Source organism: Peptoniphilus grossensis ph5 (assembly GCF_000311825.1).
Classification (GTDB): domain Bacteria; phylum Bacillota; class Clostridia; order Tissierellales; family Peptoniphilaceae; genus Peptoniphilus_A; species Peptoniphilus_A hominis.
The window spans coordinates 107881-122937 of sequence record NZ_HE978570.1; the positions used below are offsets into that span (position 1 = coordinate 107881).

9 protein-coding genes and 1 pseudogene are annotated in these 15057 nt (G+C 37.1%); 2 read left to right on the plus strand and 8 right to left on the minus strand.

Going from position 1 to position 15057, the window contains the following annotated elements:
- Positions 1-2: 2 nt before the first annotated feature.
- From HGPG_RS09745 to glmU, 8 genes are all read right to left on the minus strand, one after another.
- The gene (locus tag HGPG_RS09745; protein ID WP_019125905.1) at positions 3-3428 is read right to left on the minus strand and encodes a DNA polymerase III subunit alpha; all 3426 of its coding nucleotides are present in this window, start codon (positions 3426-3428) and stop codon (positions 3-5) included.
- Between the two features lie 191 nt (positions 3429-3619).
- Entirely contained in the window at positions 3620-3886 is a 267-nt protein-coding gene (locus HGPG_RS09750; RefSeq protein ID WP_019125906.1) for an HPr family phosphocarrier protein, read from the minus strand.
- A gap of 1 nt (position 3887) precedes the next feature.
- Positions 3888-4823, minus strand: a complete 936-nt coding sequence (whiA, locus tag HGPG_RS09755) for a DNA-binding protein WhiA (protein ID WP_019125907.1) — start codon at positions 4821-4823, stop codon at positions 3888-3890.
- A 186-nt stretch (positions 4824-5009) separates the two neighbouring features.
- Positions 5010-6107 carry a peptidylprolyl isomerase gene (locus HGPG_RS09760; protein ID WP_019125908.1) on the minus strand — a complete coding sequence of 366 codons (1098 nt, stop codon included), beginning with the start codon at positions 6105-6107 and terminating at the stop codon, positions 5010-5012.
- Between the two features lie 45 nt (positions 6108-6152).
- Positions 6153-9632, minus strand: a complete 3480-nt coding sequence (mfd, locus tag HGPG_RS09765; protein ID WP_019125909.1) for a transcription-repair coupling factor — start codon at positions 9630-9632, stop codon at positions 6153-6155.
- An 8-nt stretch (positions 9633-9640) separates the two neighbouring features.
- A complete protein-coding gene (pth, locus tag HGPG_RS09770) occupies positions 9641-10210 on the minus strand; it encodes an aminoacyl-tRNA hydrolase (protein WP_019125910.1) in 570 nt (189 codons plus the stop codon).
- Between the two features lie 9 nt (positions 10211-10219).
- A complete protein-coding gene (locus HGPG_RS09775) occupies positions 10220-11170 on the minus strand; it encodes a ribose-phosphate diphosphokinase (protein WP_019125911.1) in 951 nt (316 codons plus the stop codon).
- A 12-nt stretch (positions 11171-11182) separates the two neighbouring features.
- A complete protein-coding gene (gene glmU / locus HGPG_RS09780; protein WP_019125912.1) occupies positions 11183-12562 on the minus strand; it encodes a bifunctional UDP-N-acetylglucosamine diphosphorylase/glucosamine-1-phosphate N-acetyltransferase GlmU in 1380 nt (459 codons plus the stop codon).
- Between the two features lie 1008 nt (positions 12563-13570).
- On the opposite strand from glmU, the gene cysK reads away from it, so the two are divergent.
- Positions 13571-14461, plus strand: a complete 891-nt coding sequence (gene cysK / locus HGPG_RS09790) for a cysteine synthase A (RefSeq protein ID WP_019125914.1) — start codon at positions 13571-13573, stop codon at positions 14459-14461.
- Positions 14454-15006: pseudogene (epsC, locus tag HGPG_RS09795) on the plus strand (serine O-acetyltransferase EpsC). The gene cysK and the pseudogene epsC overlap by 8 nt, the downstream one beginning before the upstream one ends.
- The last annotated feature ends 51 nt before the right edge of the window (positions 15007-15057 follow it).

Genomic DNA, 15057 nt, shown 5'->3' on the forward strand with positions numbered 1-15057 from the left:
ACCTACTTTAAAATAATCTTTTCTCTATTTTTAGTAATGACTGCCAATTTATCTTGTATCTCTGTAAAGGATGTAGCATCAATCCACAAGTTTGATTCCGTTCCATAGGCCCTTCTCGTCTCTTCTTCGAAAAAGACTACAGGCGTGCTGCCCTCATATTCTCTTAAAATATTTTTCATTTCTCCAAGCCTTTCATTTTTCATGGAGTCAATGGAGATGTATAACTTGTTTTTTGTGGGCATCTTAATACTCGATATAGCATCCACTAAAATTTTTGGCTCTTCAACTTCTGACTCTTGAAAGTGCCCTTCAACGAAGACTACATTTTCATCTTCAATTAAGTCCTTGTATCTTGAAAAGACATTGGGAAAGATTACAAGTTCAATTGTCCCAAAGAGGTCTTCTAGGGCCGCAAAAGCCATCATCTTGTTGTTTTTTGTAATCATAGTTTTTTTGGACTTTAAAATGCCCCCCACTTTAACCTTGCTATTTCTCAAGAGATTTTCTCTGTACTTTTCAAAAATTTGGTTGGTGTTAATATTTGTGGACTTCTCAATTATTTCTCTATAGGGATCAAGGGGGTGACCAGAGATATACATGCCGATGACTTCCTTTTCCATGTCAAGCTTGTCCTTTTGCCTAAAATCTTTTAGGACAGGCAGATCTTCGTGGAAGGCTGCCTCTTCAAAGAGAGAAAATTGTCCCAAGACATTGCTCTTTGCAGTATTAGATGAAGATGAAAGGACTGATTCATAAATGGCAAGGTACTGTGCCCTGTTGCCCTCAAAGTCGTCCATGGCTCCACACCTTATTAGGGATTCAACCGCCCTCTTATTAAGGACAGACTTGTCAATGGCATTAATCCTATCGACGAAGTCCTTTAAGGATTTATAATCGCCCTTTTCCCTTCCCTTGACAATTAAATCAATTAAGTTGTCGCCAACATTTTTCACTGCCTTTAGTCCAAAGCGAATTTTATCTCCTTCAACAGTAAAGTTTTTAAAGGAATAATTTATATTTGGTGGTAAAATTTCTATGCCCAGCCTCTTTATCTCTTCGATGTAGAGACTAACTTGCTTGATGTCATTGGTGTAAGTGGAAATTTGCGCCGCCATAAATTCTCTTGGATAATAATATTTCAGCCAAGCAGTCCTGTAGGCAACTACTGAATAGGCAACGGAGTGAGACTTGTTAAAGGCGTAGTCAGCAAAGTCTATAATTAAATCATAAATTTCGTTGGCAGCCTTTTCGTCAACTCCATTGGCAATGGCACCGCAAACTCCTTCGGCTGGGTTGCCGTAGATAAAGTTCTGCCTTTCCTCTTCCATGACCTTCATCTTTTTCTTGGAAATGGCACGCCTTACTATGTCTGCCCTGCCAAGAGAGTAGCCACCAATTTGTTGAACGATTTGCATTACCTGCTCTTGGTAGACAATACAGCCGTAAGTGGACTTTAGGATTGGCTCAAGCTTTGGATGAAGGTAAGAAATTTTGCTCTTGTCGTGCTTTGATGACACAAATTTTGGAATTTGCTTCATTGGTCCCGGTCTAAAGAGGGCATTGGCTGCAACTAAGTCTGAAAATTCGTCTGGCTTTAATTCCTTAAGGAAGGCTCTCATGCCAGAGGATTCAAATTGAAAGACGCCAAGAGTTTCTGACCTTGCAAACATCTTTAATACATCGGGGTCGTTGTAGTCAAACTTTTCAAAGGAAATAGTCTTGCCTTCCTTTTCTCTTATTAAATTTATGGCATCGCGAATGACAGTTAGTGTCCTAAGTCCCAAGAAGTCCATCTTTAAAAGACCAAGCTCTTCAAGCTCAATCATGTTAAACTGAGTTGCAATTATCTTGTCGTTACGAGTTAGGGGCACATACTCTGTCAGCTCGTCCTTTGAAATGACAACACCAGCTGCATGAGTTGATGTGTGTCTTGGCAGTCCCTCAAGCTTTAGTGCCATGTCAATTAAGAATCTTGAGTCCTCTTCGGTGTCATAAATTCCCTTAAAGCTTTCAGAAATTTCCAGAGCCTTTTCGATAGTCATGTTGATTGCCTGTGGCACTTGCTTGGCAATGTAGTCCACCTTGGCATAGGACATGTCAAGAGCACGCCCCACATCTCTTAGGGCATTTCTTGCCGCCATGGTACCAAAGGTTACGATTTGGGCAACATGGGAGTCGCCGTACTTTCTGTTGACATATTCAATAACTTCTTCACGCCTTTCATAGCAGAAGTCGATGTCAATATCGGGCATGGAAACTCTCTCTGGATTTAAAAATCTTTCGAAGAGGAGGTCAAACTTTAGGGGGTCAACATCTGTTATGCCCAGGCAAAATGAAACAAGGCTACCTGCCGCAGAACCTCTTCCCGGTCCAACTTGAATTTCGTGTTTTCTGGCGTACCTAATAAAGTCCCAAACTATTAAAAAATAATCCACGAAGCCCATATTTTTTATGGTATTAAATTCAAAATCAAATCTTTCTTTTATCTCATCAGTAACATTTTCGTAGCGAGCATACATCCCATCAGTGGCAAGTTTTTTTAAATAGCCTTGGTGGGTGTAGCCCTCTGGCACAGTAAACTCAGGCAAATGTTGTTCGTGAAATTTTATTTCAACATTGCATCTTTCAGCAATTTTTACTGTATTTTCTAGGGCATCTTTGTTGTCTGGGAAAAGTGCTGCCATTTCGTCAGGCGATTTCAAATAAAATTCATCCGATGGAAACTTCATCCTATTTTCTTCCTTAATTGTCTTGCCCGTTTGAATACACAAGAGGACATCGTGACTCTTGGCATCATCTTTATTTAAGTAGTGAACATCATTTGATGCTGTAAGTGGAATATTTAAGTCCTCTGACAATTTTACAAGCTCACGATTTACTCGAGCCTGGTCTGGCATGCCATGGTCTTGAAGCTCCAAGAAAAAATTATTTTCGCCAAAAATTTCTCTGTATTCAAGGGCAGCAGCTCTTGCAGCCTCTAGGTCCCTATCTAAGATAAATCTTTGCACTTCGCCACCAAGGCAAGCTGATGTGGCAATTACGCCCTTGGCATATTTTTTCAAAACTTCCTTGTCAATTCTAGGCTTGTAATAATATCCATCAACAAAAGCTATAGAGACTATCTTCATAATATTTTTGAAACCCTCATTGTTCTCTGCCAAGAGAATTAGGTGGAACCTCTTGTTGGTCTTATCCTTTATAGTCATGTCCTTCTCGGAGACATAAACTTCGCAGCCCAAAATTGGCTTAATGCCCTCATCCTTGCATGCCTTGTAAAAGGCAATGGCGCCATACATGTTGCCGTGATCAGTTAAAGCCACTGCATCCATGCCAAGCTCTTTAACGCGCTTTGGCAAGAGATTTATTCTCGTTGACCCATCTAATAGGGAGTACTCGCTGTGAAGGTGCAAATGCACAAATTTATTCATAGAATCATCCTTTAATCTATTCTTAAAAAATCGTCCTTAATTTTTAATTCTCAATGCCTTAAGTTTAATTGGCAAATTTTTAAAATAAGGCATATTTAATCCTTCCTATATTTTATCAAAGGCAGGAAACAAATAAAAGGACATGAAAAAAGAGTTTCGACAAAGCAAAACTCTAAAAAGTAAAATATTTATTAAAGATTTATAAATTCTTTTTCAACAATGTGAGCTAGTTTTTCAACAGCTTCTTCTTCATCAGCGCCTTCAGCCTCAATGACAATCTCTTCGCCAGAAAAAGCACCTAGAGACATGATGCCAATAATACTCTTTCCATTAACCTTATCGCCATGTGCCTCTAAATTTATGTCAGATGCAAACTTATTTGCCTCTCTAACAAAAAGTGCAGCAGCCCTGGCGTGGAGCCCATCATTATTATTAAGTACAACTTTTTTACTTGTCATTTCATACACCCCTCAACTTGTTAGCAATTTTCCTAATTTTTTTAAATCTATAATTAACAGTGGACTTCGATACTTTGGGATCTAGGGAATTTGCAATGTCATTTAAGCTCATAGACCTGTTATTGAGTCTTAAAATTGCCACAGCTCTAAGATCCTCATCTAAATTATCTAAACCAATCTCTCTATCTATTATCTTAATGTCTTCCACTTGATCATAGGAGGACTTCACAGTTTTATTTAAGTTTGCAGTCTCACAATTTACAATTCTGTTGACATTATTTCTCATATCCTTTATAACTCTAATGTTTTCGTATTTTAAAACAGAATTATAAGCGCCAATGAGAGATAGAAAGTCTGAAATTTGTTCTGAGTCCTTAATGTAGACTATGTACTTTTCCTTTCTCATAATTATTTTAGAATTAAATCCAAAATCATTAATTACTCCCATCAAAAAGTTTGCGTTGGATTCGTTTTCAGAGACGAATTCCAAATGATATCCTTTTTCTGGATTTGTAATGGAGCCTGAACCCATAAAGGCACCGCGGATGTAGGCCTTTTTCTCATTCACAGTTTTTATGAGATCAGTGGGTGCATAATTAATCATAAATACGCTTGCACCCTTTATATATTTTAACTCATCAAGTAACAACCTGCAAGACTCATCTTGAGATATATAAATAATAAATACATTTTTTTTAAGTTGAGTGGACTTTGCATTTTTTACTTCAACTACAAATCCAAAGGACCTTCTCAAAAAAGTAAAGACTCTTCGCGCTACTGAGGCGTTTTCTGTGATGTATTCCATGGAAATTTTGTTGTTTTTAAAATTTAAAACTCCACACATGGGAGTTATGCCTGCAAGTTCAGATAGAATTATTTCATAATTATCAACTTTTATCTTTGCAACCTCATCCTTAACTTCAGATGAAAAGCTCATGACTTCACCTCGCTACTGAAATCCTTTTACTTTATTATAGCAGATTTATAAATAAATTTTTTAACTTTGGCGTTTTTGTATAAATTTTAATAAATTTTTAAAAGAAAAAACCTGGCTGAAATAATTTTTAAATAAATTTCAGCACAGGTTTTAAATTATAAATTAAAATTTTAAATTTTTCAATTATTATTTTGCCTTGTTTTCAGCTTTAGCATTTTCTTTTGCTGCATTTTCAGTTTTGTTTTGAGCCTTGTTTTCAGCCTTGGCATTTTCCTTAGCTCCTTCTTCAGCCTTTGGAGCTCCTTCTTTTTCTACTTTACCAAAGTTTTTAAATTCATCTGGAAGTTCAACTTCTTTTGAAGTGTTAACATAAGTTTTGATCTTTGCATCTTTTTTAACCTTTTCAATGTATTCTTTGAACTTTTCTTGTTGAAGAGTTTGCTTTATTTCATCCTTAACTTCATCAAATTCACGAGGATTTTTTTCGTCAAGCTTGATTACATGGTAACCAAATTGAGTTTGAATAGGTTCAGAGATGTCTCCTGCCTTCATCTTTGCAATTTGTTCATCAAAGGCTTGTACCATTTGACCATTTGTAAATTCGCCAAGAGATCCACCATTTTGTGCAGAACCAGTGTCCTTTGAATTTTCCTTGGCAATCTTAGCAAAATCTTCTCCCTTTAGGATTTGTTTTCTAAGAACATTAGCTTCCTTTAAATCGTCAACTAAGATGTGAGATGCCTTAGCCTTGTAGTATTTGTCCTTGTTGTCTTCATAATATTTTTTTACATCTTCTTCACTTGGCTCTAATTCCTTAGTTTTTGCTTGAGTCCACTTTCCAACTAACATTTGGTTTTTCATGTTTTCAAAAACATAATCTTCTGGAAGTCCATTTTGTTTTAAGAAGTTTTTATAAGCTTCTTCGCCACCAAGTTGTGCCTTGATTTCGTCGATTTTCTTGTTAACTTCGTCGTCACTAACTTCGATTTTTGACTTTGCTGCATCTTGTTTTAAGGCTTCAGTAGTAGTTAAGTCAGTGATGGCTTGTTCTCTTAAAAGTTCGTCAGTAGATTTCTTTCCATCTTCTTTGTTTGCAAGAACATCTTCACCATACATTGATGTAAGTTGGTTAACTCTTGCTGCATAAGATTTGTAGTAAGCTTCCATTGGAATGTCAACTCCACCAACTGTTGCTGCTACGCCATCTTTTTTTCCGTTACAAGCAACTAATGTGCCAGCTAGGGCAATAGCTACTGCTAATTTACTAAATTTTTTAAAATTCATATTTCTCTCCTTATTCATATTTTTAATTAATAACCTTATTATACACTACTTTTTAGATGTTTTTGTGTCCTTTTTGTGTAAATACAAAATTGTCACAAGTTTTTTAAGTTCATCTAGTGGATATTTTAATTTATTTAAGACAATTTCATTTTCATCACCCATGGAATAGGAAATATTTTCAAATTCATTGTTCATTTCCATAATGGCTTCAAGGGAAACTTCTCCCTCAACTTTTATCCTGTACTCGCCATGTCTCTCTGTAATAGATTTTACACTTGCCTTTTGAGCCTTGTTCTTTAAAAGGGCAATGTCCATTAAGTTTGAAACTTCATCAGGGAAGTCAGAAAATCTGTCGATTAATTCTTCTACTAAGTCTGAGTAAGCCTCTTCAGTGTCGATGACGGAAATCTTTTTGTAAATCTCAAGTCTTGTCTTGTCGTCTTCAATGTATTCTTTTGGTATAAAGGAATCCAGCTTAAGATCAATTGTCGTGTCAACTTTTTCTTCAACTTCAAGACCCTTTAACTTCATAATTGCATCTTTAAGATACTTCATGTAAAGGTCGTAGCCAATTTTTTCAATGTGCCCTGACTGTCTTGATCCTAAAATTGAGCCAGACCCTCTTATTTCAAGGTCTCTCTCTGCAATTTTGTGACCAGACCCAAACTCTGTAAATTCCTTTATAGCTTGCAGCCTCTTTTGTGCAACTTCTGATATGGAAGTTGACCTGTCGTAGGTGAAGTAGGCGTAGGCAATTCTTGATGACCTGCCAATTCTACCTCTAAGCTGATAAAGTTGTGAAAGACCAAGGCGATTTGAGTCCGTAATAATCATTGTATTGGCATTGGGAACATCCATGCCCGTCTCAATTATTGTGGAGCAAACTAAGACATCAATATTTCCTTCTATAAAGTCAATCATTGTGTCTTCCAAGGCTTTTTCACTCATCTGACCATTTGCCATGGCAAAAGTCGCCTCTGGCACAAGCTTTCTAAGTTCCAAGAGTTTATTTTCCATGTTGGCAACCTTGTTGTATAAGAAATAAACTTGTCCCCCTCTTTCGATTTCCTTTAAAATTGCCTCGCGAACCATTAAATTGTTGTACTCCAAGACATAAGTTTCAACTGGAAATCTCTCCTCAGGTGGCTCGTCAATTACAGACATGTCCCTTATTCCAATCATGGACATTTGTAGGGTCCTTGGTATTGGCGTTGCAGTAAGAGTTAGAGTGTCTACATTTTCCTTTAACATTCTAAGTTTTTCCTTGTGGCGAACTCCAAACCTCTGCTCCTCATCTATTATTAAAAGTCCTAAGTCTTTAAAGTGAACATCCTTGGAAAGAAGTCTGTGAGTGCCCACGATTATGTCGATGTTGCCATCTTTCAAGCCTTCAAGGTCGGCTTTTTGGTCCTTCTTACTTCTAAATCTGGACAAAAGTCCAACGCCCACTGGGAAATTTTTAAACCTCTCCCTAATTGTGTTGTAGTGTTGTTGGGCAAGAATTGTCGTTGGAACAAGTAGTGCCACTTGTTTGCCATCAAGGATTGCCTTAAAGGCAGCACGAAGGGCAACTTCAGTCTTGCCATAACCAACATCGGCACAGAGCAGTCTATCCATGGGAACAGGCTTTTCCATGTCCTCTTTTATCTCTTCAGAAGAAGTTAACTGTCCACTTGTCTCTTCATAGATAAAGGCGTCTTCAAACTCCCTTTGATACTGAGTGTCCTCGCTAAAGGCATAGCCCTTGGTGTTTTCACGAGTGGCATAAAGTTTTATCAGCTCATCAGCCATGTCGTCAATGGATTTTTTGGCGTGAGCCTTTTTCTTTTTCCAATCTAGGGAATTTAATTTATTAACCTTTGGCTCTCTCTTGCCCTCTTGCACATACTTATAAATTGAGTCAAGAGATTCAATTGGAAGAAATAATTTGTCCTCGCCGCCATATTCAATGACAATGTAGTCCCTTTGGATGCCAGAGACGGCAAGCCTTGTTGTTCCCACATACTTGCCAACTCCATGTGCCTCGTGAACTACAAAGTCGCCAATTGTCAAATCATCAAAGTTTAAGGATTTTTTCTTGGAAGGCTTATTTTTTTTCTTCTTAGAAAAAGAGCCGTAGATTTCAGAATAATTTATAAAGACAGTTTTTGAATCAGTAAACTCTATGCCATCATTTAAGGCACCTGTGGTTACAAGTAAATTGGCATAGTCTTTAAAACTGCCAAAGTCCTTGGCAAGTTCTGGAGAATAACCAAGCTCTACTAGGTGGTCAAAAAGTCTCTTGGCTCTTTTTTCTGTGGCGCCTAGAAGAATTACCTTAAAGTCATTTTTTTCATAGTAGTCCAAGTCCTCTTTAAAGAGTTTTATCTTGGACATATAATTTGTAACGCTCTTAACCTTTATATTTACAATGTCCTGTGGTTTAAAGGACTTAGGTGGCTTTAGGAGGGCGTTAAAAGTTATAAGGCTCTCTTCATTTAGCTTGTCTACAAGATCCTTGTAGGAGTAAAAAGTTTTTTCGTGAGCCTTTGTCACTTCTCCATTTTCAATTAAGAGGGCAAACTTCTCGCCATTTTGGAGGGCAAGTTCCTCTTCTCTTTCCACAATCCTCGTGGGCTCGTCAATTAAGAAGATAAAGTCATCTAAGTAATCTAAAAAGGATGACACTTCTCCTTCATCAACATAGGGAAGGATTAAGTCCTTGTTCAAAATATTTTCGTCGTTTTCAAGTCTATCAACGCATCTCAAAAATTTTTCCTTTAGTCTATCTTTTTCCTTGCCAGATAATTTTGTCTTCCCAAGGTCCTTTTTGATCCTCTCAGCAATTTTTTTCTTTTCATCCTTTTTTAAAATCAAATCTTCAATGGGAAAAATATTTATTTCATCATGCTTTTCAATGGACCTTTGGCTTTCAATTTCAAAGCTCCTAATGGAGTCAACCTCGTCATCAAAGAGTTCAATTCTATAGTTGGCATCTTGGCTGGCAATGTCAATGATAGAACCCCTTATGGAGAATTGTCCTACCCCTTCCACGCTTGGAAATCTCTCGTAGCCCATTTCGATTAGCTTTACTATCAATTCTTCAAGAGAAATTTGTGATTCAGCCTTAATATTTATCTTGTAGTTTGAAAATATTTCTCTCTTGGAAATTTTTGCAGTGAGGGCATTTAGGGTAGTGACAACAATATCTGCCCTGCCACTAGAGACTTCAGCCATTGCCTCAAGCCTCTTCTTTGTGTTTTCCTTTGACTTTGAGTCCCTCTCGTAAAAGAAAACATCCTTTTCTGGATAGAGCAGGCAATTTGCACTGGAAATACTTGATATATCTTCATAAGTCTTTCTTGCAGTGACCCTATTTTGTGAAATAACACAAACTTTTTTGCCAAGATTATTAAAGGCAGGCGCAAAAAGAGAGAGCACCGCCTCTTCTGAGCCAAAAACAGCAGTGTTCTTTGAATTTTTTATTGAATTATTTACTTCTTTAAAAGATTTTAAATTCTTTACGCTATTTATTAAAAAATCCAAGATTCACCTCAATAAATATTGTTGTTGTAAGAATTCATTGACTTGTCAATGCCCCTTGAAACAGCTTCAATAATTGCATCGGCACAGGCATCTATTGCATCTTCAATATGTTTTTTATCCTTTGCAGGAAAAGAGGACAGCACAAAATTTGCCAAATCTTCATTGGGGTGCTTCTTGCCAACACCAACCTTAAACCTGGCAAAGTCTTTACTTCCTGTTAAATTTACAATTGACTTTAGTCCATTGTGAGTGCCTGCAGACCCGTTTTTCTTGATCTTTAACTGGGCAAACTCAATGTCTATGTCGTCTACTACTACTATTAAATCTTCTGGCTTTAATTTATAAAAATTTAAAATTTCAACTATTGACTCGCCAGAATTATTCATAAAAGTATGGGGCTTTAGGAGAATAACCTTCTCTGCCGCTATTCTCCCTTCACCTACAAGCCCCTTAAATTTAATCTTATTAACTTTTATGTTTAATTTATCAGCAAGTGCATCAATAGTTCTAAAGCCAATATTGTGTCTTGTGTCCTCGTACTTTTTGCCGGGATTGCCAAGACCTGCTATTATATACACTAAATCACCTTATTCAAACATTTCACTAACTGATGTTGCAGTGTTAATTCTCTTAATTGCAGATGCAAAAATTGGAGCAACAGATACCACATCAATTTTATCAATCTTCTTTTCTTCTGGAAGTTCAATTGTATCAGTGATTACAAATTTTTCAAGTGATGAATTTTTTATTCTTTCAATGGCAGGACCAGATAATACGCCGTGAGTTGCAGCTCCGTAAACATATTTTGCTCCTCTAGCCTTAAGGGCATCAGCAGCCTTAGTAATAGTTCCTGCAGTGTCTGCAATGTCATCTACTAAAATTACAGACTTGCCATCAACATCACCTATGATATTCATAACTTCAGATACATTTGCCTTTGGTCTTCTCTTTTCAATAATTGCAATTGGGAGGTTCAATTCGTTGGCAAACTTTCTAGTTCTAGTAACTCCACCTAAGTCTGGAGAAACAACAACGAAGTCATCTTCCTTAACAATATCCTTAAAGTATCTTGCAAGATAAGGAATTGCAGTCAAGTGGTCAACAGGAATGTCAAAGTAACCTTGAATTTGTCCTGCGTGAAGGTCCATTGCAACAACTCTGTCTGCTCCAGCCTTAGTCAAAAGGTCTGCAACAAGTTTTGATGTAATAGGTTCTCTTGCCTTAGTCTTTCTGTCTTGTCTTGCATATCCATAATAAGGAATAACTGCATTGATTCTTCCAGCAGATGCTCTCTTTAGGGCATCAATTAAAATTAAAAGTTCCATTAAATTTGTGTTTACTGGTGCAGAAGTAGATTGGATGACAAAAACATCCTTGCCTCTTACAGAAATTCCAATATCAATAGAAATTTCACCATCAGAAAAAGTTGAAACAGTGCAAGCGCCCTTTTCAATTCCCAAGTTTTCACAAATTTTATCTACAAGACTTATATTAGAATTTCCTGTAAATACAACAATATCTCCATTAACAGTGTTCATTACTATGTCCTCCTATTTGACAAATCCTTTTCTTTTAACCCAACCATCTATATTTTTTTGAGGTGCTCTCTCGAGAGAAAGCTGACCCTTCAAAACATCTTTAGTAATTGTGGAACCAGCAGCAATATATGCATTTTCTTCCACTACAATTGGCGCAACTAAATTTGAATTAGAACCTATAAAGGCATTGTCGCCAACTTTTGCCCTGAACTTTTCTCTTCCATTGTAGTTTACAAAGACAACTCCGCAGCCAATATTTACGCCACTTCCCACATCGGCATCGCCAATATAGGCAAGGTGACTCATCTTGGTGCCATTGCCCACACTTGAATTTTTAACTTCAACGAAGTTTCCAATTTTACAATTTTCCCCAACTTTGGAATTAGGTCTAAGGTGGGCGTAAGGTCCAACAGTAGTTCCCCTTCCAATAGAAGAATCTTCGATTTCAGAGCTTCTTATAATAACATCTTCGCCAATTACAGAATTTTTAATTGTAGAAGAATAAATTTCTGCCCCTTCCTTTATGACAGAATTTCTGTCAATGCGAGTGCCAGGATAAATCATTACATCTCTGTCAATTTCCGCACCCCATTCAATGTAGGTGGACTTTGGATCAACTATGCCAACGCCCCTTAACATATATTCCTTGTTAATTTTTTCTTGCAAAATTTCTGCTGCAATTGAAAGCTCATATCTTGAATTGACGCCAAGAATTTCTCTAGTATCTCTTAGCTTAAAAGAATCAACTTTTTTGCCAGCTTCTACTAAAATTCCAAGAGCATCAGTGATATACATTTCATTTGCCGCATTGTCTGTGTCAATTTTTGAAAGGGCAAACTTTAGTGAAGAGCCTCTAAAGGCAAAGATTCCTGAATTGATTTCACGAATTAACTTTTGCTTTTCGCTTGCGTCCTTTTCTTCAACAATAGCAACGACATTTGCCTTTTCGTCACGAACAATTCTTCCATAATTAGTAGGATCCTTCATGTCGGCAGATAAAACTGTGACATCATTATTTCTCTCTTCGTGGAATTTCAAAAAGCAAGAAATAGTTGAATTAGAAATTATGGGAGTATCGCCATTTAAAATAATAACTGTATCGTCATCTTCTATCTTATCAAGAGCATTTAAAACAGCGTATCCCGTACCGTAAGGCACATCCTCGCCAATGGGCTGCTCAATAAATTCTACGCCTTTATCATCTTTGAAGGCATGACACACTTTTTCCTTGTTGTGTCCAACAACTACAAGATTCTTTTCAATTTGCGAATGCTTGCAAGAATTTAGGACATAAAAAAGCATGGGTCTTCCAAGAATTTCATGAAGTACCTTTGGTTTTTTGGACTTCATTCTCGTTCCCTCTCCTGCTGCCAGGATAACTGAAACTTTCATAAAACACCTCTTTTTATTTACTTATTACATTATAACTAAGTTGTCCCCTTATATTCAAGAAAATTTCAGAATTAAATAAAAAGAAAAGAAAAATTATTAAAAGCTTCACTTTTAAAACCAATAAAAAATTTTTTATTTAAAGCCTCGCGGTTTTTGATTGAAAAATGTGTAAGAATTTTTCCTTATAAAATTTTTTCTAAAGCTCTGCTTTAATTGTTTTTAAGGAGGGGGTAAAGGGGGCGGCAATGCCCCCTCCACCCCCTCCTATAACCTCCCCCACACCCCCCGTGCCCTGGCAGGGACCTCGACCCACGGCTACGCAAAAAGTTCTACGGCTAAAATTTTGAACTCGTTCGCTTCGCTCTCTCAAACAGCAAAATTTTTTAACGCCTTCGAACTTTTTGCTTACTGCCTGATGACTTCTACGGCATATTGGCAAAGGCGACTGTCTGACAACCATAACAACAAGCTGAGCATTGTTGCCAAGTTAATAATTTTCCACAAAACTTTTATCTGATGCACTCTTTTAATTAATTTTTATATAAAATACCTTTAGCTACAACAGTAGACTAATGGGGGTGCATAAAATAAGCAAAAAAATCGGTTATGCGTTAAAAATTTTCAACTGTTTGAGCTCGAAGAGCGAGTTTTGAAAATTTAGCATGACCGATTTTTTTGGACTTCCAGTGCGTGGGTTGAAAGGGGAGGTTTGGAGGGGCAAGGGGCATTAAGACGCCCCTACGCCCCTCCAATAATTAAAATTTTTCTTTTATCTTGACAAATAAATTTTAAAATAGTATAGTTGACCCATATTGATGAGGCGATAATAATGAAAAACTTTAATAACTTTAAAAATTTCACAAGCCAAGCATTCTGTTGTTGTTCTATAAAAATTTTATAGGACTTATTTGAATGTGAATCAATATTTTAAAATTTTTAAGCAAGAAGATTTTGAGAGTATATGAATTCATATACTCTCTTTTTTTATTTAATTTTAAGGAGGACAAAATGACAAAATTATTAGAAACAATTGGCCAATCAAAACTCGTTCAACTAGAAAACATTGGCGACGGAAATATTTTTGTAAAGGTGGAAAAATCTAATCCAGCAGGCTCAATTAAGGATAGGGCTGCACTTTACATGATAAAGGGCGCCATAGAAGACGGCTCTCTCAAAGAGGGCATGGAAATTGTTGAACCAACTAGCGGCAACACTGGCATAGGCATTGCCATGATTGGTCGCGCTCTTGGCTACAAGGTAAATATAGTCATGCCTTCTTCCATGTCCCTTGAGAGAAGAAATTTAATCGCATCCTTTGGTGCAAATTTAATTTTAACTGGCGAAGGCGGAATGCAAGAAGCTGTTGACAAGGCAAAGGAACTTGTTGCCACAGGAAATTATTTTATGCCAAACCAATTTGAAAATAAATACAACGCCCTTGCTCACGAAGAAACTACTGGTCCAGAAATTTATAGGGACCTAAAGGACCTTTCAGGTTTCATAGCAGGTATTGGAACTGGTGGAACAGTAACTGGCATTGGAAGATATTTGAAGTCACAAAATAAAAATATTATAGTTTGGGGACTTGAACCTGATGAATCTCCACTTATTACAAGGGGCAAGGCTGGCGGCCACAAAATCCAAGGCATTGGTGCAAACTTTATTCCGGGAGTTTTGGACCAAAAAGTTCTCGATAAAACTATAACAGTAAAATCAAATGAGGCAATTGAAATGGCAAGAAGACTTTCTCGCCAAGAGGGACTTTCAGTGGGAATATCAGCAGGTGCAAATGTCCTTGGCGCATTAAAGATGCAAAAAGAAATTGGCGGCAAGATTGTAACAGTTGCGCCTGACACTGCAGAAAGGTATATGTCTACAGACTTATTTAAAAATGACTAATTGTTTTAAAGAATTAAAATCCTATGGGAAATTTATTTTAAGAGAAGATCCCGCTTGCAAAAGCTTATTTGAAGCCATATTTATGTATCCCATTGTGTCAGCCATGATCCGCCACAGAATTGCCCACTACTTTTATGAAAAAGACCATACCACTCTTGCCCGATGGATTTCCCAAAGGTCTCGCAAAAAAAACTGGAATTGAAATTCATCCTGGTGCAAAAATTGGCAAAAATCTCTTTATCGACCACGGCATGGCTGTGGTCATAGGAGAGACTGCAGAAATTGGTGACAACTGCCACATGTATCACAACATAACTCTTGGTGGTACGGGAAATGAAAAGGAAAAGAAGAGGCACCCAACAGTGGGCAACAATGTAATAATTGGAACAGGTGCCACTGTCCTTGGTCCAGTAAAAATTGGTGACGGTGCGAAAATTGGCGCAGGTGCTCTTGTCCTCACAGACATCCCTGCAAACTCTACTGCCGTTGGAATGCCAGCTGAAGTTGTAAAATTTCATGACCCCAGCGAAAATAAATACCACTAATTTATTTTAAAGGAAGAATTTCATAGGTAAAAATTATTCACAATCAAAAAA

Excerpts from the sequence above, each read along its gene's own strand:
- HGPG_RS09760 (WP_019125908.1), bottom strand. The coding sequence starts at position 6,107 with ATGAATTTTAAAAAATTTAGTAAATTAGCAGTAGCTATTGCCCTAGCT.
- cysK (WP_019125914.1), top strand. The coding sequence starts at position 13,571 with ATGACAAAATTATTAGAAACAATTGGCCAATCAAAACTCGTTCAACTA.
- whiA (WP_019125907.1), bottom strand. The coding sequence starts at position 4,823 with ATGAGCTTTTCATCTGAAGTTAAGGATGAGGTTGCAAAGATAAAAGTT.
- glmU (WP_019125912.1), bottom strand. The coding sequence starts at position 12,562 with ATGAAAGTTTCAGTTATCCTGGCAGCAGGAGAGGGAACGAGAATGAAG.
- HGPG_RS09750 (WP_019125906.1), bottom strand. The coding sequence starts at position 3,886 with ATGACAAGTAAAAAAGTTGTACTTAATAATAATGATGGGCTCCACGCC.
- HGPG_RS09745 (WP_019125905.1), bottom strand. The coding sequence starts at position 3,428 with ATGAATAAATTTGTGCATTTGCACCTTCACAGCGAGTACTCCCTATTA.
- HGPG_RS09775 (WP_019125911.1), bottom strand. The coding sequence starts at position 11,170 with ATGAACACTGTTAATGGAGATATTGTTGTATTTACAGGAAATTCTAAT.